Consider the following 20,027-nt stretch of genomic DNA (forward strand, 5'->3'; position numbering starts at 1 on the left):
GTTTAAAGACATTGCCAAAGGTGTCATGTGAGGGTATGCCATGAGTTAAGTCAAGAAATGTGGCAAACCATGTTTTGTTTTCATTGCCAAAGTCTTCTATATCTACCCAGTCATGATAACCACAGATAACTGCGGTTAAGGCAATGGTTAGAATGTTTTTAAGTGGGTGTAGCAGGTTTTTGTTTTGACGCCTTGGGTCATGAACCTGTGATAAATAGTCAATGGGGTTTGTGAGCATAAAGAATGTCCTTTTTGCTCACATTTTAATGATTTATTGTGGGTTTGTCGATGGTTGTGGTGCGATTGCTCTGTGAAAATGTTATCAATGATAGGTACACCCTAGCATTTTATGTTAAAATACGCCTTTTACCCATGACCCACATCCCCCAACACGACTTCTCTGCCCACGCCAACCGCATTCGCACCCTGCGTGTCGTCGCCCTAGCCCTATCCGCCTTTATCTTTAATACCACTGAGTTTATCCCCGTCGCCCTACTCTCTGATATTGGGGCAAGTTTTGGCATGCCTGCTCACGAAGTGGGCGTGATGATGACCGTGTATGCGTGGATTGTGGCGTGCTTATCCTTGCCTGCCATGCTCCTAACCGCCAAGATAGAACGCAAAAAACTGCTCATGGGCTTATTCATCATCTTTATCATCAGTCATATCATGACCGTGCTTGCCAGTAGCTTTGCCATACTACTCATCGCTCGGGCAGGAGTGGCACTGGCTCATGCGGTGTTTTGGTCTATCACGGCAAGCCTTGTTGTCCGTGTCGCCCCCAAAGGCAAACAAACCACCGCCCTAGGCATGCTCGCCACAGGCTCGGCATTGGCGACTGTGTTGGGATTACCGCTTGGGCGGATATTGGGGCAGTATCTGGGCTGGCGGACGACTTTTGGGACGATTGGGGCGATTGCTTTTGTCGCCATGATGGTGCTATGGTACATTTTGCCAAAACTGCCCAGTCGCAACGTGGGTGACTTATCAAGCCTGACACTCATCGCTAAAAACAAACCCCTTATCGCCGTCTATCTCATGATAGCCCTAGCCGTCACGGCACATTTTACCGCTTATAGTTATATCGAGCCGTTTGTGTTGCACATCAATGCGTTTAGCCCGACCTATGCCACGGCGGTACTGCTCATCTTTGGCTTGGCAGGGATTGTGGCAAGTGTGCTGTTTGGGCGGTATTATGAGCGTTTTGAGCAGGGGTTTTTGTGGTTGGCGATGATTGGTGTGCTGGCTAGTCTCATGCTGATGATGATATTGGCAGGTCATATCATGCTGTGGACGGCATTGGCGGTGCTGTGGGGTGTGAGCATGACGGCCATTAGTCTGGTGCTACAACTTCGCACCCTAAAACTCGCCCCACAAGCCACAGATGTCGCCATGAGTCTGTTTTCTGGGATTTATAACATCGGTATCGGTGGTGGGGCGTTACTTGGTGGCATGGTCATCGCTCATCAAGCCCTAGGACTGACCATGATAGGCCATGTCGGGGCGGGCGTGATGTTACTGGCGGTATTGGTGCATGGGATGAGCGTAAAAATGACACGTAACGCCTAGGACTTGTAAAGCCCCTACAAATCCCTTTAAAATGATAAAAAAATACCCCCTATCGTACGATAAGAGGCATTTGTCTAACTGCTAATTATAGCAAATGTGCAATCGCATCACGCTCTTCGGTCAGCTCGTTTAGCGTAATATTGATACGCTCTTGGCTAAACTCATCAATCTCTAAGCCTTGAACGATTTTGTATTCGCCATTTTCGCAGGTTACAGGGAAACCGAACATCACGCCTTCTGGGATACCATAAGAGCCATCAGACGGAACGCCCATGGTTACCCATTCGCCATTTGAGCCCAACGCCCAATCTCTCATGTGATCAATGGCAGCGTTGGCAGCGGAGGCCGCTGATGACAAGCCACGAGCTTCGATGATTGCCGCACCACGTTTACCAACTGTTGGCAGGAAGGTGTTAGCGTTCCACTCTTGGTCGTTAATCATGTCTTTGACGCTCTCGCCATTAATGGTGGCAAAACGGTAGTCAGCGTACATGGTTGGGCTGTGGTTGCCCCATACGGTTAGGTTTTTGATGTCTTTGACGGCTTTGCCAGTCTTTTTGGCGACTTGGGTCAAGGCACGGTTGTGGTCTAGGCGTAGCATGGCGGTGAAGTTCTTGGCAGGTAGGTCTGGGGCAGACTTCATGGCGATGTAAGCGTTGGTGTTGGCAGGGTTGCCGACTACCAAAACTTTGACATCACGGCTTGCCACGTCATTTAGGGCTTTGCCTTGTACGGTAAAGATTTTGGCGTTTTCTTGGAGTAGGTCAGCACGCTCCATGCCCGGTCCACGGGGACGAGCACCAACAAGCAGGGCATAATCTGCGTCTTTGAACGCCACATTTGGGTCGTCCGTGCCAATCACGTCATGCAGTAATGGGAAAGCACAGTCATCAAGTTCCATGATAACACCCTGTAGGGCTTGTTGGGCTTTTTCGTTGGGGATTTCTAGAAGTTGCAAAATCACAGGCTGGTCTTTGCCAAGCATCTCACCGCTGGCAATACGGAACAATAGGCTATAACCAATCTGACCTGCGGCACCAGTTACCGCAACACGAACAGGCTGTTTGCTCATGACTTATCCTTAAAATAAAATTTGAAAATGGAAAAAATTTTGCTCAATTTTGCCTTTTGAAACCCATTTCAAAAACTGCAAAATCGCCCTAGTGTAGCATATTTTTTGGGGTATTGGCAAAGGTTTTTGGGGTATTGGCAAAGGTTTTTTGGGGCAAATTACCACCAATCGGCTTTTGTTAATTTACCATAAAAAGCTCGTACATTGACAGGCTTGTGTAAATTAGAGATATTGACAGGCTAAGTCATAACCATTTTCACAGGCTTTGCTAAACCAGTATATAGAATGATGTTTTTGCATGAAAAATGGCTATCTGACCACTTAATTTAAAAAATTAAGTTATACCCAGTAAACTTTAAAATTACTACAAACACAATGATTTGTGGATGTAGGGGCGTGCTGTGCACGCCTTGCACGGCAATGTCATCAAAAGGGTGTGCTCAGCACACTCCTACAAACTCGTGGTAAATATCAAGTTGGTTGGGTGTAAAACTCTTAAAATTTACCCAGTTAAGTGGTCGGATTGTGGCTCGAAGTTAAAAGCTTGTTTGATAGAAGACTCACAAAGTTCACTTTTTCCTTGAAAAACGGGCGATTCCCCTGCTTTTTTAAACAGGCATTTTTCATGGCAAATACCAAAGGCAGGCACGCCCTAGACTTACCAAGACGGCGACACTGTTCCCATGCGTTGGCTAATTGGGGTGTATCTGCCGAGTATCACGCCATAGATGGTGGCATTTTCCATGACGTGCTTGACATACTCACGAGTCTCTGAATACGGGATGGCTTCGACATATTGGTCGGCACTGATGGTGCCATGCTTGGGTAGCCATTTGCGAGCAGGGGTTGTGCCAGCATTGTAGGCGGCGGTGGCAGGGGCGATTTGCCCGTTAAAATCACGGGTCTTGTCCGACAGATACCATGTGCCATAGCGGATGTTGGTATCAGGGTCGCTTGAATTGCCACTACCGCCGATTTTGCCAGCAATCATCTTGGCGGTGTTTGGCATGATTTGCATCAGCCCACCTGCCCCCACGCCCGAGCGAGCATTGGCAGCAAAACGACTCTCTTGGCGAGTGATGCCATACGCCCACGCAGGGTCAATGCCTGCACTGCCCGCATGAGCCATAAAGCTGTGCTGATAAGGCATGGGGTGGCTAATCGCTGATGCTCTTAGGGGCGAGTTCTCCATGGCGTGAATGCTACGGCTATAAATCCCCATGTCGTGGGCTTTTTTGGCGGCGGCAAGCACGAGCTGATGGTCGCCTGCGTTTGTGGTGGTACGCACCGCCCAGTTCCACTCACGCTGAATATGCTCCATACTCGCCCCACTCTCCATGAGTTTAAAGGCACGAGCAAAATCAGGGTTTTGCATGATACGAGCGGTATCTCTGGCACTGATGTTTGGCATGCCGATACCGCCGATGTCATTGGCAGTTAGGGGCATGTTTAGCCTATCACGGGCAAGCAGACCATAATAATCTAAGTTTTTGGTGAGATTTTGGTAAATCTGACGAGCTTGTCTGCCCTTGCCCGTCTGCTCATAAGCACGAGCCAGCCAATACTGCCAAACATTCTCGCCTGCCTTGGTCTTGCTCATCGCCCCGATGGCGTTAATCACGTCCGTCCATTGCCCAAAGTAGATACCTGCTTGAGCATAGTCTTCGGCTTCTTCAAAGTTAAACGGCTCGCCTAGGCTGTTTCTAAACCAATGCACCGCCTCCACATTAAAGCCGTCATCGGTGTTCATGTTCATACGCTTAACGGCAATGCTCCGCCATGCATAGCGACGTGCCATGTCCGAGAGCAGTTTTTGAGAGCGGGCGTTGTCTTGATTAATATCATAATTGAGCTGAGTGCTGGCCTCCCAATATGAACGATGAGCCAGTTGGCTGATGGCATAGACATATAGGTATTGGTTCGTCTCGCTAAACGGCATGGCATGAAACTGACTAAAAAAGCCGTTGGGATTTGAGCGGATAGTCGCAAGCGTGCCATAATCGATGGCTAGGTTAAGCTGACGGGCAAGGCTGATGATGTCCGCACTCTTATCAAGGGGTGGGTTGCGTGATGACAGCTGACGGGCGTCGATTCTCATCATGCGAATCAGCTGTTCGTGGCGGTCGGTGCGACTGATGTGGCGGTTATTGCCCATTTCTAGGGCGAGCTTGTCGCACAAAGACTGCTTGATTTGGGTGTTTAGCCAGACATTCTCTTTTTGCTCTAAAGCACGGGCATCATTTGCTCCGTTATGACCTAGGGCGATGGCACATGCTTCGGACGCATCGGCATTACGAATGTTAGGAATGACCGCACGCACGCTGTGATAGTCGCCTTGGCGTGCCTTTTCTTCGGCATAGTCTGCCACGAGTTTTTCACTGATGACGTGGTTGGGGTACTGCTGAACAAAGCTGTTGATGATGCTAGGGTCATGATAGGTGATGCCGTTGTTAAGTCGCCAATAGGTCGGGTACATGGCAAACAGCGAGCCTTGCATGCTCTGCTCATACTGATACATGGCGTTGGTGTTGGACTTTTGGCGTTCGGCTTCCATGAACTGATAGACACTGCCGTCTTGGCTATAATCTTTGGCATTGGCACATGCCACAAGCGATACGCCCATGACAGATAGGGCAAGGGTAGATAAAGATAAAAAGCGTCCAGATGAGCGGTGTTTGGTGTGCATGATGGGTTCCATGATTTGGGCGGTAAAAAGGTGGGTTAGCTTATCAAACTAATTTTGCAACTCATTTAGCGGCTGTATAAAAGTTGTAAATTTGGCGGATATTTTTAATGGTACACCTAACACACCTGATATTTACCACAAGTTTTGTGGGGACTGGCTTTGAATACATTTATAGGGCATTATTTTTACAAGGCGTGCTCAGCACGCTCCTACATCATTGAATTTGTAGTAATTTTAAAGTTTCTTGACTATTTAAAGTTTCTTGACTATAAATAATTAACCTTGAAAATAAAAAACACGGACAAGCAATGCCAACCATTTTTATTTTAAAAATCCCCAAAATACACACTGAAATAACAAGCACCCCGCACTTATCCAAACACCCTTTTTATCATTCACGGGGTTCTAGATATTTCTCCGCTTCTTCTAAATTGACTGTCACCAAACTAGAAATGCCCGCCGTAGGCATGGTAATGCCCTTTAACTCATGTGCCACTTGCATGGCAAGTTTGTTATGACTGATAAAGACAAACTGCACTCTATCTGACAACTCATGAATCAGACTCGTAAACCGCCCCACGTTCGCATCATCCAAGGGGGCATCGACTTCATCAAGCACACAAAACGGAGCAGGGTGCTGTTTGAAAATCGCAAAAATCAGACTTAGGGCGGTCAGTGTTTTCTCTCCGCCTGACAGCACGGCAAGGCGTGAGTTTTTCTTACCCTTAGGCTGTGCCATTAGCACGAGTCCTGCCCGCCATTTGTCCGCCTTGGGCAAGCTCTCATCATCAATGAGTGTTAGGCTTGCCTGCCCACCGCCAAACACTTTGGCAAACAACGCATTCATCTCATCATTGACCGCTTTTAACATGCCCAAAAACAGCTGTTTGGTCTTGTCATCAATGGCACGAATGGCGTCTTGGAGTTTTTTCATGCTGTCTGTGATGTCTGCCACCTGCTCATCTAGGGGCGAGACTCGCTCTTCTAACTCGGCAAGCTCTGCCGCCGCCGCCAGATTGACCGCCCCTAGCTTCTCAATGTCCGCCTTAATCTGCTCAATGCGAGAGCTGTTATCGGCAAATACAGGCGTACTCGCCCGAAAATCCGCCAACGTGGACGGCAGGTTAAACTGCTCATTCATGCCAAGCATCTGCTCGCCCAAATCCGCCAAACGGCTCTCCCCCACCGCCACATCAGCATGAGCATTGGCAATGCTCGCCTGTGCAGCAGCGAACTTAGCATGGGCATCGGTCAGATTCTCTTGTAGTCTGCCCTGCATGATGACCAGCGTTTTTGCCACCGCTTCATGCTCTTCGCTTTGTACTTTTAGCTCGGCGGTCTCGGCTTTTGCCTGTTTAAAGGCATCTTCTAACACAGGCAGCCGCTCACTCATCGCCATGCTCTGGGCGATGAGCTCCTTGGTCTCGATGTCCGCCTTTGCCACGTTCTCATGCGATAACTCTAATAGCCTTGTGGCGTGGGCTTTGTTTTGGGTGAGTGTGGTCTGTTTGAGTGTCAGCTCCTGTCTGTCTTGGGTCATCTGCCTGACCTTGCCTGACAGCTCATCCACGCTTACCGACAGCACATTTAGGGTGTTTTGGGCGACCTGCAATACGGGCAAATGCTCATCTAGTGCCGTCATGCTACGCCCAATCTCATCATCCATGAGCCTAAGCTCGCCATCTAGCTCGGAGAGTTCATCGCTAAGGCTTATCTTTTGGCTGTTAAAATTCTCCCATATCAGCTTATCTTGACTTATCTGATGCTCTAGTTTGACCAGTTTTGCCTTGCTCTCATGCAGGCTGTGGGTCAGCTCGCTGTGCTTGGCATGGCGTTCTTCTTGTGCCACTCTTAGGACATCCAGCTCACTCATCATCGCCTTTAACGACCGCTGTTTGTCATCTAGCTCGCTCTCTATCTGCCCCAGTCTCTCTTCTAGCTCATCTAAGCGTTTGGCGTGTTCGGCTCGCTCGCTAAGCACGCCCTGCCCCTGTCTGCCCTGCCCCAAAGCAGAGACATGCACGACCCCAAAAGAGCCAATAATCCATCCTGTCTTTGTCAAAATCAGCACGCCTTGGGCAAGCTCATCCGCCCATGCCGTGACCAGTTTATCAAACCCCTTTTCATCAAGCGTTTGGGTATCGACATCCAGCAGATACACGCCCTGCCACAGTGCCAGCGTGGGCGATTTTATCAAGGCAGTGAGCGGAATGAGTTTATCACTACTTTGCCTAAAATTAGGTGCGGTATAAAGCATCATGCTTGGCAAGCGTTCATGAGCAGACAGCCCTAATGTATCGCCTTTGTGCTTGGCTTTTTTGCTGTCTTTTTTCTTATCCCTTTTATCATCATGGCTGTGCTTACCACCGTCCATGGCTGTGGGCAGATGATTGATAATTGGCAACAAAGAAAAATCACGCTCGCCGTCTAGCACCCGAGCATCCAGCCAAAAGCCCAGAAATTTATCCAGTACATCGGCATAATTTTCGCCATCACGGGTTAGCTTAATGCTGTCTTTTAATGAGTCCAGTTGAGGCAGGGCGATACCATCCACGCCACTTTTGGTGTCAGCGACCATGCCATCAGTCCCACTGTTGTCTGTATCATCATCCGTGCCGTCATCATCGGCGGACGGGGCATGTTTGGGTTTATGCACCAGTTTGTGCAGGGTGTCATACTCACCCATCATGGACGCATGGCGTTTTTCTAGTGCAGACAGCTCATCTTGCAATGCTTTGACCTGCCGACTTTTTTCATCAAACACCTGCCTGCCGTCGTCATCAGATAACTCATCTATGGCAAGATTTAGCGTGGCGATGTGGCTCGTCAGCGACTTTATCTCATCCTGCTCTTTGTCGTGGTTTTGCTCTTTGTTCTCATGCTTATTGATGAGTTCTTGGTATTTTTTGGTGACTCGCTCGTGGCTTGTGAGTAGGCGGTTTTTTTGCGATGTCGCCAGTTTGTGCGTGTTTTCTAGGTCGCTCTTTTTTTGGGTAAGCTCGCTCACTTGCTGTTTGGCAGTGTTAAACTCCCCTTGGGCTTGGGTCAGCTCATCTTGTAAGGCGGTCAGTTTTAACACTCCCTCGGTTACATCAGGGCTGATTTGCCCAAGCTCCTTGTCAATCTCATCAATGCTTTGTTGGTTCTCCACAATGCTCGCCTCTGACTGGGCTTTGAGCTCGGTTAGGCGGGCGATTTTGTCTTCACAACTGGCAATCTCTTGGTTTAGGCTATAATAGTTATGTTCTGCCGTCTGCTCTTTCATGCGGGCGTTATGGTAGTTGTCCCGTGCGTCATCTTTGAGCCAGTTTGCCTCGGCAAGTTTGGCTGAATGGACGTCCAGCTCTTTTTTGGCTTTACCCACCGCTTGTTCTAGCTCGTGCAGGATTTGGGCGGATTTGTCTTTGTCTTGTTTTTTGGTTTCTAAGTATTGCCACGCCTCAAAAATGCGTTTTAATAAGTCGTTTTTGTTCAGCTCAAACAACTCATCATTTAGGGCTTGGTATTTTTTGGCGGACTCGGCTTGACGGATGAGTGTTTTGTGCTGTTTTTTAAGCTCACCTTGCAAGTCATTAAGTCGTGCCAGATTGTCCTTGGTTTCATTTAACTGTTTTTCGGTCTCGGCTCGGCGTGCCTGATAACGTGACACACCCGCCGCCTCTTCGATGAACTCACGCAGTTGCATGGGGCTAGAATCAACAATCCGCCCTATCATGCCCTGCTCAATCACGGCATAACTTCTCGCCCCAAGCCCCGTTCCCAAAAACACGTCCACCACATCACGGCGACGTACCTTTTGCCCATTGATGTAATAATCAGACTTGCCTTCTTTGGTCACTTGACGGCGTAGGGTCAGCTCATGGTATAGGTTTAGGGCATGGCGAATGCCTGCACTCTCATCTTGGGTGTGCTCAAAGGTCAGCTCCACGCTCGCCAGAGATTTACCCGCTCGCCCTTCTACCCCTGCAAAGATGACATCGCTCATCGCCCCGCCCCGAAGCTGTTTGGCACTCGTCTCGCCCAGCACCCAGCGTATGGCATCAATCACGTTGGACTTGCCACAGCCGTTTGGCCCAACAATGGCGGTAATGTCGTGCTTAAAGGTAAAAGTGGTGGGATTGGCAAAGGATTTAAAGCCTGAGAGTTTTAGGGATTTTAGACGCATGATGATTGGGATTGGGTGTGGTAAAGGGTGTATTTTAGCAAAAAGTACCTTTTTATTAAACCAAAATCCATACCATTTGCCCTATTTTTATTGTAAAATAGCCATTTTTAAACTTTTGACACTGACATGATTACCGCACAAACCCTGCCAGACCTACTTGTTCTTTTAAACTTTAACCAACATGGAAATATTTGGACAAAAACATTTAACGAAACCACTCTTTTACAAGTGGATTTTGACAACAAAACATTGATTTATCCCAAAAACTTAAAAATCAATGAAAAACAAACGTGTAATTTTAGCAGTAATGAGAATTTCGTGGTTTTTGAATGTGTTCATCGCTTATTAGAAAAAGGTTATCAAGCCTGTGATATAGAATTAGAAAAACGCTGGTCATTAGGTCATAGCCAAAAAAGCGGACGGGCTGATATTTGCGTTTATCATAATGATGACCTATTGATGATTATTGAATGCAAAACTTATGGCACAGAATACAATAAAGCCCTAAAAATACTCAAAGATGACGGCGGTCAATTATTTAGTTATTGGCAACAAGACCGCTCTGTAAAATGGCTTGGTTTATACGCATCTGATATTATTGATGATGAATTGATTTATAAAAATGACATCATCAAATGTAGCGATGACGAAAACCTAAAACTTCTTTCCCAAACAGATGAAAGCATTGGACTTTATAACAATGCCCATAACAAACAAAAATTGCACGAGATTTGGCAAGAAACCTATCTTAGACAATTACACCAAGAACTATTTTTTGGCGATGAAACCACCGCTTATCATATTGGCATTAAACCACTTCGCAAAAAAGATTTGCAAGATTTTAATCCTGATGACAAAATCATCAATCAGTTTGAAGAAATATTACGCCATAATGCTGTATCCGATAAAGAAAATGCCTTTAATCGCTTAATTGCTTTATTTATTTGTAAATTGGTTGATGAAATTCAAAAAGACGAAAACAACGAAGTAGAATTTCAATATAAAGTTGGTCAAGACACGTTTGAAACCCTACAAGACAGATTGCAACGACTTTATACGGAAGGCATGGATAGGTTTATGAAAGAAGAAATCTTTTATATTCCCAATGAATATGCCCAAGACATTTTTTCACGCTATCAAGGTGGCGACAGAATTCACGCCATTGATGAATTAAAACACACCATTCGCAAATTAAAGTTTTATACCAATAACGATTTTTCTTTTAAAGACGTACATAACGAAGCTCTATTTTTACAAAACGGCAAAATATTGGTAGAAATGGTACAGCTTTTTGAGAAATACCGCATTGTTTATCCATCAAAACATCAATTTTTGGGCGATTTATTTGAACAATTATTAAATAAAGGTTTTAAGCAAAACGAAGGACAGTTTTTTACCCCAAGTCCAATCACTCGTTTTATTTGGGATAGCTTACCACTACAAAATATCATTAACAAAAGTGATGATAAATACCCAAAAGTGATTGACTATGCGTGTGGCTCTGGGCATTTTCTAACAGAAGCCATAGAAGCCATTAATAACGCCAAACCCAATTCAAATAATGATTGGGTTCGTGATAGTATTTTTGGCATAGAAAAAGACTATCGTTTGGCTCGTGTTTCGCAAGTATCCATGTTTATGAATGGTGCTGGCGACAGTAATATTATTTTTGGGGACGGCTTAGATAATGATATTGGCAAAGGCATACAAAATGAACAATTTGACATTTTGGTTGCCAATCCGCCCTATTCTGTTTCGGCTTTTAAATCTCATCTAAAACTAAAAAACAACCAATTATCTTTATTAAATTTAATTACCAATAATGGCGGAGAAATAGAAGTTTTATTCTGCGAACGCATTGCCCAATTATTAAAATCAGGCGGTATTGGTGCAGTTATTCTGCCGTCTAGTATTTTGAGCAATGATAGCACAAGCTATACAGGTGCAAGAGAATTATTATTGCAAGAGTTTTTTATTCATGCTATTGTCAATTTAGGCAGTAAAACATTTGGAGCAACAGGCACTAATACGGTAATTTTATTTTTGGAAAAAATGAAATATCCACCAAAACAAATAAATTTTGCCAAAGACCATGCCCGAGCCATATTTAATAAAGCAGAATTAAATAATTGGAATGATAAAAATGTTTATCAACGCTATTTAAATAAAATAGATGTGCCTGTTGATATTTATGATAAATTTCGCCTAAAAACATTGACATGGGACGAATTAACAACCATTGACAACGAATATATCGTCCTACATCGCCAGTCTTTATTACCAAAAATTGGTTTGGATAAAACCCAAAAAGACCTATCTGATGATGAAAAAAATGCAATCATTACCAAAAAATTCTTAATAGAATTTGAATTATTAGAAAAAGAAAAAATTACCTTTTTTGCCCTAACGGACAATCAGAAAACCCTTATTATCAACGCCCCAAGCGAAAATGCCAAACAAAAAGAATTTTTGGGCTATGATTGGAGCAATCGTAAAGGGGCAGAAGGCATTCAAATCATCAAAGCAGGGGGGAAACTATACGACCACGATAATCGTTTTGCCGAAAACACATTGGCTCATTATATCCGTCAAATGTTTGAACGAAAAGATATTGCCATTGCTGACACTTATGGCGAATATGCGTATATGGTTAATACTGTAGATATGCTTGATTTTGGATTGATTGGTTTTAATAAATCCATTCGTACCAGCATTCAAAAGAGAATTGAGATTAATAGTAAATATCCGCTTATAAAATTAGTTGATTTTCCAAGTGAAATCAGAAAAGGCAAATCGATTACTGCAAAAAATGCCATATCGGGCAATTACAAAGTTGTTGCTGGCGGTAAAGATTTTGCCTATACGCATAATGAATATAATCGTGATGAAAACACCATAACCATTAGTGCTTCTGGTGCAAATGCAGGTTTTGTTAATTTTTGGAAAGAAAAGATATTTGCATCAGATTGTACAACCATTCGTGGCAAAACTGAATTGGCAACCAAATATATATTTGTTTATTTACAAAGTATGCAACAGGCATTATTTGATTTGGCTCGTGGCTCGGCACAACCCCATGTCTATCCTGATGATATTAAAAACTTTAAAATTCCCTTACCGCCCCCAAGTATTCAACAACAAATTATTGATGAATGCCAAAAGATTGATGATGAATATGAAAATAGCCGTATGGCAATAGAAACTTATCGCCAAAAAATTGCGGATATTTTTAATGAATTAGAAATTGTTTACAAAACGCAGGGGGGGGGGGTTAAATCTGGTTAATTTGGGAGACATTTGTCAATCATATATCGGACTAACTTATAAACCTGAACATATAAATGATAATGGCATTCTCGTGCTACGTTCATCAAATATCAAAAATGGAAAATTAGATTTTAATGACCAAGTACGAGTAAAGCTAAATATTAACGACAAGTATTTTGTTAAAAATAAAGATGTTTTAATTTGCGTTAGAAATGGAAGCAAAAAATTATTAGGTAAATCTGCTTATTTAGATAACCTAAATGAACCGATGACATTTGGGGCATTTATGGCAATTTGTCGTAGTAATAAATTTAGCAAATGGATTTACCTATGGACGCAAAGCAAACACTATGCAGAACAAATAGAAAAAATATCATCAACTGTTTCTATCAACCAATTAACTCAAAAAACCTTATTATCATTTAAAATACCAATCTTACAGTCACATGATGAAATGCAAAAAATAATCGAAAAAGCCGAACTCTACGAACAAAAAATTGAAATTCATACAAAAGTTATAAATGAAAGCCAAAGAAAGAAAGAGGCAATATTAGCAAAATACCTATAAAGACAAAAATGGGGGGTAGCCACCTACCCCACCACCCCACTCCACACAAGCTGACAACCCACCACAATCAGCAAACAGGCAAAGGCTTTTTTGAGTGTACCTGCTGGCAGTTTATGGGCGATTTTTGCCCCAAGTTTGGCGGTAATAAAGCTCGCCACACTAATGGCGACAAAAGCAGGCAAATGCACAAAGCCAAGCAGTCCTGCCACAGGCTCGCTCATACTAGCCACATGACTTCGCCCAAATATCATAAAGCCTAACGCCCCTGCAATGGCAATGGGCAGACCGCACGCTGCCGAAGTCCCGACCGCTTGTTTCATGGGCAGACCTGCGTGGGTAAGATACGGCACGTTTAGGCTACCACCGCCAATCCCAAAAATCGCCGAAGCCATACCAATCACACCGCCCGCCACGCTCTGACTCATCGGCTTAGGCAGAGGCTTGATATTCTCGTCCGCCTTTTTCATAAACATCTGTATGGACATGGCAATGGCAAACACACCAATCAGACCTTGCAAATAATCCCCCTTGATAAGCGTCGCCACCCACGCCCCAAACAGCGAGCCGACCACCAAGCCATAGGTTAGATTCTTAAACACATCCCAACGTACCCCGCCTTTTTTGTTGTGAGCCGTCAAAGAGCTGATAGACGTAATGATGATAGTCGCCAAAGCCGTCCCCACCGACACATGGGGGATAAACTCGCTCGGAAAGCCATACGCCCCCAAAATCCACACAAGTGCAGGCACGATGATAAGACCACCGCCCACGCCAAACAGCCCTGCACACACGCCCGCAAACGCTCCTGCGACCACAAACCACAGATACATCATGTTACATACTCTCACATTTACCAAATTTATGGTATTATAGCTTATTTTTATTCATTTGAAACAACCAAAAACCGCCCCATGCCAGATTTTTTGACCGCCACGCCCCACACCCATTTTGACACGACAGACAGCACCAACACCCAGCTCATCCACGCCATCAAAGACGGCACGCACCCCCACACCGCCCCCCACCTATACACGGCAAACCACCAAACGGCAGGGCGTGGACAGCATGGGCGGACGTGGGTGAGCGGTGCGGACAATGTTTTTTTGTCTTTATATGTTCCGATTGGTCAGGGGCAATTTGAGTTACATCAATTATCGGGCTTATTGTCATTGGCGGTAGGCTATCAACTTGCTCAATTAAAAATTATTCAAACCATTAATCAAATTCGCACCGAAAATAACCTACCCCCCATTGGCGTAAAATGGGCAAATGACGTGGGCTTTTATGATGATAAAGCAGGATTTTTTAAAAAACTCTCTGGCATTTTAATTGAACCTGTTTTTAAAAAATTGGATAAAAATACCCTTGTGGGCGTGGTAATTGGTGTGGGGTTAAATGTCAATAATTCGCCTGTGATAAAAGACGGTCTTTATCAAGCGACGTGTTTAAAAGAATTATCCGACATAAAAACAACCGCCCAAGATTTATATATTCCTATGGCAAATGCAATCTTTCAAGCGGTAGAAATTTGTAATCATTGTAAAGAACCCATGTATCTACAAAATTTTATTGATAAATTTAACGCCAATCATCTTTTGGCCGATAAACTTATTCATATTTTTATTCAAAATAATATGACCGATATTTATGCCAAAGGCAGGTGTATCGGCATTGGCAATCAAGGCGAATTGTTATTAAATGGCAATGGCGATATTAAGCCGATATTTGCAGGTATGGCAAAAATTGTGAATTAGGTTTTTAAATAAATTGTAGGGGAAAATTGAAATTTGCCCTTTATTAAAAATTGGCATTAAAATTGAGATTTTTAAAAAATTATCCCCACAATATGAGAATTTTTTAAAATTTATATAAATGCCAAAACCCATTTTACTAAGGAAAATCATGAAAAAACTTTGGCTAGATTTGGGCAATACCCGCCTAAAATATTGGATAGTCGATAACGACACCATTATCGCCCATGACGCAAAAGAACACCTAAAAGCCCCCAATGAGTTACTATTTGGACTGCTTGGCACATTGGCAAGCTTTGAGCCTGAATTTGTGGGGATTTCTAGCGTGCTTGGCGATAAGATTAACACCGCCATTGACAAGACCTTGCAAGGCTTTGCCGTACCCTTTGAATTTGCCAAAGTCAATGCCAATCACTCCCTTTTGACAAGCCACTACGACCCCAATCAGCTTGGCGTGGACAGATGGCTACAAATGCTTGGCGTGGTGGATGACACCAAAAAACAATGCGTGGTCGGCTGTGGCACGGCATTGACGATTGATTTGATAGAACACGGCATACATTTGGGTGGATATATCCTGCCCAACGTCTATATGCAACGCCACGCCCTGTATGCAGGCACTCAGCAGATTGCGGTCAAGGCTGGGCGGTTTGACCGCACCGAGCTTGGGCGGACGACCTTTGATGCGGTCAATCATGGCGTGCTGTTTGGTGTGGTGGGAGCGGTGCGTGCAGTGCGTGCCGATTATCCTGATTTTGAGATTACACTCACAGGGGGCGGGGCGGATATGATAAATGTGCAGTTTGGGGATGCCCTGAATGTGGAGAAAGAGTTATTGCTTGGGGGGTTAAAGCGGTATTTTGCTTAACTCAAAACACAACGGAATACAATCCGCCCCTTAGCATGCTATTTTACGATGTTTTTAAATTTGGAAAAAACATTTATCACAACACAGCATTCTAATGCCACAACTTTTCTGTTTTACCATCAAATACCCCAAATAATAAATTTACTGATATATTTATGAAAAATTAACCATAAATTGAGCAATTATACCACTTTTTGGTTATTTTTATCATTTTATCTGATGAATTTATCAAAACATTCCTTAAATAACCCCACATATTTTGTGGGTTCATGCCAATAATTCTGTTATAATCAAATCAAGAAATCATGCTGATAAAAGTTTGATACTTGTTGCATTTTATCAATAATCAGATGAGGATTTTTTATTTCATTTTAAATCCTTAAAATTTATAAGGATATTTTACCCAATAGGGAAATTGGCGAGGTTTTATTTTTAACATCTCACGATAATAAAAAGGTGAACATATGCCATTTAAGCCCGTTTCTGCGGTCATCGCCGTGCTTGTTACTCTCATCATTTGGTTTGGTATTCCCATGCCACAAGGCGTTGAGCCGAACGCATGGCATCTGCTTGCATTGTTTGTTGGGGCGATTGTTGCGATTATTGGTAAGGCTTTGCCCATTGGGGCGATTTCTATCATCGCCATTACCCTTGTTGCCTTGACGGGCGTAACCGCCGACACGCCCAAAGATGCGATGAAAGATGCGTTATCTAGCTTTTCAAGTCCGCTCATCTGGCTCATCGCTGTGGCGGTCATCATCTCACGAGGACTTGTCAAAACAGGGCTAGGGGCGAGGATTGCTTATAATGTCATCGGCTTTTTTGGCAAAAAAACGCTCGGCATTGGCTATTCACTGGCAATCGCTGAGACCTTGCTTGCCCCCATTACCCCATCAAATACCGCTCGGGGCGGGGCGATTATCTATCCCATTACTCGCTCTATTGCCGAGAGTTTCGGCTCAAAGCCTGATGACGGCACCACCAAAAAAATGGGCGAGTATTTATCACTGGTAAACTACCAATCCAACCCAATCACCTCCGCCATGTTTATCACCGCCACCGCCCCAAACCCTTTGGTAGTGGAGCTGGTTGGCAAAGCCACAGGCAACGAGATTCATCTGTCGTGGACAACGTGGGCGGTCGCCATGCTCCTGCCGGGGCTTGCGTGTATTCTACTTATGCCCCTTATCATCTACGTCCTTGCCAAGCCTGAGATTACCCAAACGCCTGATGTCAAAGACTTTACTCGTCAAAAACTTGCCGAGCTTGGTAAATTAAGCCGTGATGAAAAAATCATGCTTGGCGTATTTAGTGGTATGCTCCTACTATGGGCAAATGTGCCTGCCATGCTGTTTGGTGATGCGTTGGCGGTGGATGCGACAGCGGTGGCGTTTTTGGGCTTGTCGGTCGTCATTTTGACAGGCGTGCTGACGTGGGATGATATTTTAAAAGAAAAGTCGGCTTGGGATACGCTTGTGTGGTTTGGCGTATTGATTATGATGGCGACTTATCTGAACAAACTTGGGCTGATTGCATGGTTTTCAGGTCAGATTGAGACTGCCATTGTGGGCATGGGACTTGGCTGGGTCGGTGCAATGGCGATTTTGACACTTGTGTATCTGTACGCCCATTACTTTTTTGCCAGTACAACCGCTCACATCACGGCAATGTTTGGGGCGTTTTATGGCGTGGGGCTGGCTCTTGGGGCTCCGCCCATGCTCTACGCCTTGATTTTGGCGGCGTCAAGCAGTCTGATGATGACGCTCACGCACTACGCCACAGGTACAGCTCCTGTCATCTTTGGGGCGGGTTATGTCTCGCTTGGGCAATGGTGGAAAGTCGGGGCGGTCATGAGCGTGGTCAATCTTGTGACATGGATTGGCGTGGGGCTCATTTGGTGGAAAGTGCTTGGGTATTATTGATAGGCATCATGAATTAAGATTTACAACATGACGATGTAAGGCATCTTAATAAAACTTGGATAGTAGTCCAAAAAGTATGCCAAACTAGGTTTTCCGTTCGCCCTGAGCCTGCCTGCGGGTCGGAAAACCGTTAGGTTTCCCAAGCTCACCACGAACGGTTTTCTTTGTAGCATACTTTTTGAACCAGAGCCTAAAACTCGATTAACCGTTCCAAAAAACCTACCAAAATCTACCCAAAGGCAAATTTAGCGTTTTCTTCCTACTTCATCGCTTGTTGCCCTTGCCATTTGGCGTAGGTCTTACATAAGCTCCATAGGCATTTTAAAATTGGGGATAGAACTCACCCGCCAAGATTTTTGTTAAGATAAGGTTAAAATCTTATCCGCTTTGTTTAAAATGTTGATACTGGCGTTGATGTCCCTATCGTGGTTTGTGTTGCAGTTGGGGCAAGTCCAGTTTCTAACAGATAAAGGTAATTCATCTAACTTAACACCACAACAAGAGCAGGTTTTGCTTGAGGGATAAAACTTATCCAGTTCTTTGACTGTCTTGCCCCATTGATTTGCTTTGTAGATGAGTTGCCTTTTAAGTTCATAAAACCCTAAATCATTGATAGCACGGCTTAGTTTGCGATTTTTTTACCATACCTTTGATATTTAGGTTTTCAATACAAATCACATCAAATCGTTTTACCAAATCAGTGGTGAGTTTGTGCAAAAAGTCTTTTCTGATACAACTGATTTTGTAATGCAATCGTGATAGCTTGGTTTTCGCTTTTTCACGATTTTTAGAGCCTTTTTGTTTATGGCTAAGTTGTTTTGATAATCTTTGAAGTTTTTTAAGTTTATTCTTTAAAGGTTTTGGTGCTTGTATCTTTTCTCCTGTTGAAAGTGTGGCAAGGTCGGTAATGCCTAAATCAATGCCAACAGCATTACCTGTTTTAAGAGTTTGATTGGTTTTAAGTTGTTTGGCTTGTGTGTTATTGTTCAGTTCAACCGCAATGGACACAAACCATTTACCACCTTTTGTAAAGACTTTGGCGGATAGGATTTTGCCATCAAAGCGTAAGTTTTCACGCATTCTTACCAAACCTAAATTTGGGATTTGAATGTATGGTTTGTTATTGATGGTTTTGAGTTTAAATTGGTCGTTGGATAGGCTAAAACGGTCATTTACACCTTTTTTGCGAAATTGGGGGTATTTGCTTTCGCCTTTAAAAAAGCGTTTAAAGGCATCGCCTAGTTGCATAATGGCAAGCTGGGGAGAGCATTTGGTAATTTCCAGCATAAAGGGAAACTGGGTGCGTTTGATGGCATTAAGCTGTTTTCTTAATTTGCCTTGTGTGGGTTTGTTGAGTTTGCTTTCGTTAATGGGTAGGTTCTTTGCTAAACAGTCATCACGATATTGTTTATCTTGTTCGTATTGCCTTTTCCACTCCGCCAATGCCCAATTATAAGCAAATCTTGCAACCCCGCAAGCCTTTTTAAAATAAGTGGCTTGTTTGTGATTGGGTTTTAGTTCAATGATGTGCCCACGAATGGCGGTCATTCTAACACCGCCTTAACAGCTTCTAACACTTTTTTATTTTTCTTACTGCGTGAACCATACAGACGAGCGGAAAATACCGTAATGATTTCTAGCACATCTTGAGCAAGCTCTTCTTCAAAGGATGGGTTTTCACCTTGATTGATGATGATAACTTCAACGTTTCTTGCTTCACAGATAGCAAAGACAAGTTCTGCACCAAAGCGTAATAGGCGGTCTTTATGGGTTAAAACCAATCTGCCGATTTCATTGTTTAATATGCCGTCAAGCAGTTGTTTAAGTCCTTTTTTATGGTAGCTCATGCCAGAACCTAAATCATTGATGACCTCATAAGTCCAGCCTTGTTTGGCACAGTAGCGTTCTAAAACTTGGATTTGACGCTCTAAATCGTCCTTTTGGTCGTGGCTTGATACTCGTGCATAGGCAATGGTTTTTCGGTCTTTGTTGCCTATGCCATGCAGTAGGTTTGGGTTGATTTTACTAATATCGTAACGTCTGTGTCCTTTAGGTGTTCTTTCGGCAACAAGCACACCACTTTCGTCCCATCTGCGTAATGTTGAGATGGACACGCCAAGTTGTTTGGAAGCTTCGTTGATACTAATCAATCTATTCAT

General features: G+C 44.0%; 12 protein-coding genes and 1 pseudogene. 6 read left to right on the top strand and 7 right to left on the bottom strand.

The window, feature by feature from the left end; translation table 11 throughout:
* Positions 1-238: transposase family protein (locus K941_RS0109795; RefSeq protein WP_029103449.1), on the bottom strand; the 238-nt coding region annotated here is incomplete at its 3' end.
* Positions 239-372: 134 nt separating this feature from the next.
* On the opposite strand from K941_RS0109795, the gene K941_RS0109800 reads away from it, so the two are divergent.
* Complete coding sequence (locus K941_RS0109800; RefSeq protein ID WP_051226005.1) at positions 373-1,569, top strand: sugar transporter; 1,197 nt, start codon at positions 373-375, stop codon at positions 1,567-1,569.
* 85 nt (positions 1,570-1,654) lie between these two features.
* Here the strand turns inward: K941_RS0109800 and K941_RS0109805 are convergent, their stop codons facing one another.
* From K941_RS0109805 to K941_RS0109815, 3 genes are all read right to left on the bottom strand, one after another.
* The gene (locus K941_RS0109805) at positions 1,655-2,641 is read right to left on the bottom strand and encodes a malate dehydrogenase (protein WP_029103480.1); all 987 of its coding nucleotides are present in this window, start codon (positions 2,639-2,641) and stop codon (positions 1,655-1,657) included.
* 658 nt (positions 2,642-3,299) lie between these two features.
* Positions 3,300-5,327 carry a lytic transglycosylase domain-containing protein gene (locus tag K941_RS0109810; RefSeq protein WP_228130399.1) on the bottom strand — a complete coding sequence of 676 codons (2,028 nt, stop codon included), beginning with the start codon at positions 5,325-5,327 and terminating at the stop codon, positions 3,300-3,302.
* A gap of 391 nt (positions 5,328-5,718) precedes the next feature.
* Positions 5,719-9,492 carry an AAA family ATPase gene (locus K941_RS0109815; RefSeq protein WP_029103482.1) on the bottom strand — a complete coding sequence of 1,258 codons (3,774 nt, stop codon included), beginning with the start codon at positions 9,490-9,492 and terminating at the stop codon, positions 5,719-5,721.
* A gap of 126 nt (positions 9,493-9,618) precedes the next feature.
* Between K941_RS0109815 and K941_RS0109825 the strand changes: the two genes are divergently transcribed.
* Positions 9,619-12,777, top strand: a complete 3,159-nt coding sequence (locus K941_RS0109825) for an N-6 DNA methylase (RefSeq protein WP_029103483.1) — start codon at positions 9,619-9,621, stop codon at positions 12,775-12,777.
* 1 nt (position 12,778) lies between these two features.
* The gene (locus K941_RS15460) at positions 12,779-13,327 is read left to right on the top strand and encodes a restriction endonuclease subunit S (RefSeq protein ID WP_228130400.1); all 549 of its coding nucleotides are present in this window, start codon (positions 12,779-12,781) and stop codon (positions 13,325-13,327) included.
* A 23-nt stretch (positions 13,328-13,350) separates the two neighbouring features.
* Here K941_RS15460 and K941_RS0109835 read toward each other — a convergent pair whose 3' ends face one another.
* Positions 13,351-14,160 carry a sulfite exporter TauE/SafE family protein gene (locus K941_RS0109835; RefSeq protein WP_029103485.1) on the bottom strand — a complete coding sequence of 270 codons (810 nt, stop codon included), beginning with the start codon at positions 14,158-14,160 and terminating at the stop codon, positions 13,351-13,353.
* A 78-nt stretch (positions 14,161-14,238) separates the two neighbouring features.
* Between K941_RS0109835 and K941_RS0109840 the strand changes: the two genes are divergently transcribed.
* From K941_RS0109840 to K941_RS0109850, 3 genes are all read left to right on the top strand, one after another.
* Positions 14,239-15,081 carry a biotin--[acetyl-CoA-carboxylase] ligase gene (locus K941_RS0109840; protein WP_029103486.1) on the top strand — a complete coding sequence of 281 codons (843 nt, stop codon included), beginning with the start codon at positions 14,239-14,241 and terminating at the stop codon, positions 15,079-15,081.
* Between the two features lie 148 nt (positions 15,082-15,229).
* Positions 15,230-15,946, top strand: coding sequence for a type III pantothenate kinase (locus K941_RS0109845; RefSeq protein WP_029103487.1), 717 nt, complete (start codon positions 15,230-15,232; stop codon positions 15,944-15,946).
* 464 nt (positions 15,947-16,410) lie between these two features.
* Positions 16,411-17,868: an anion permease gene (locus tag K941_RS0109850; protein ID WP_029103488.1), complete on the top strand. Its 1,458-nt coding sequence runs from the start codon at positions 16,411-16,413 to the stop codon at positions 17,866-17,868.
* Between the two features lie 359 nt (positions 17,869-18,227).
* Here the strand turns inward: K941_RS0109850 and K941_RS15465 are convergent.
* Both K941_RS15465 and K941_RS0109860 read right to left on the bottom strand, forming a co-directional pair.
* Positions 18,228-19,416, bottom strand: a pseudogene (locus tag K941_RS15465) (RNA-guided endonuclease InsQ/TnpB family protein).
* On the bottom strand, positions 19,413-20,027 hold a 615-nt coding region (locus K941_RS0109860; protein ID WP_029102751.1), incomplete at its 5' end, for an IS607 family transposase. The pseudogene K941_RS15465 and the gene K941_RS0109860, both read right to left, overlap by 4 nt.

Origin of the sequence: Moraxella caprae DSM 19149 (assembly GCF_000426885.1) — a bacterium.
Taxonomy (GTDB): Bacteria; Pseudomonadota; Gammaproteobacteria; order Pseudomonadales; family Moraxellaceae; genus Moraxella; species Moraxella caprae.

What these genes read in the sequence shown, in the direction of transcription:
- K941_RS0109850 (WP_029103488.1), top strand. Translation starts at nt 16,411, where the DNA reads ATGCCATTTAAGCCCGTTTCTGCGGTCATCGCCGTGCTTGTTACTCTC.
- K941_RS0109825 (WP_029103483.1), top strand. Translation starts at nt 9,619, where the DNA reads ATGATTACCGCACAAACCCTGCCAGACCTACTTGTTCTTTTAAACTTT.
- K941_RS0109845 (WP_029103487.1), top strand. Translation starts at nt 15,230, where the DNA reads ATGAAAAAACTTTGGCTAGATTTGGGCAATACCCGCCTAAAATATTGG.
- K941_RS0109835 (WP_029103485.1), bottom strand. Translation starts at nt 14,160, where the DNA reads ATGATGTATCTGTGGTTTGTGGTCGCAGGAGCGTTTGCGGGCGTGTGT.
- K941_RS0109840 (WP_029103486.1), top strand. Translation starts at nt 14,239, where the DNA reads ATGCCAGATTTTTTGACCGCCACGCCCCACACCCATTTTGACACGACA.
- K941_RS0109805 (WP_029103480.1), bottom strand. Translation starts at nt 2,641, where the DNA reads ATGAGCAAACAGCCTGTTCGTGTTGCGGTAACTGGTGCCGCAGGTCAG.
- K941_RS0109810 (WP_228130399.1), bottom strand. Translation starts at nt 5,327, where the DNA reads ATGCACACCAAACACCGCTCATCTGGACGCTTTTTATCTTTATCTACC.
- K941_RS0109800 (WP_051226005.1), top strand. Translation starts at nt 373, where the DNA reads ATGACCCACATCCCCCAACACGACTTCTCTGCCCACGCCAACCGCATT.
- K941_RS0109815 (WP_029103482.1), bottom strand. Translation starts at nt 9,492, where the DNA reads ATGCGTCTAAAATCCCTAAAACTCTCAGGCTTTAAATCCTTTGCCAAT.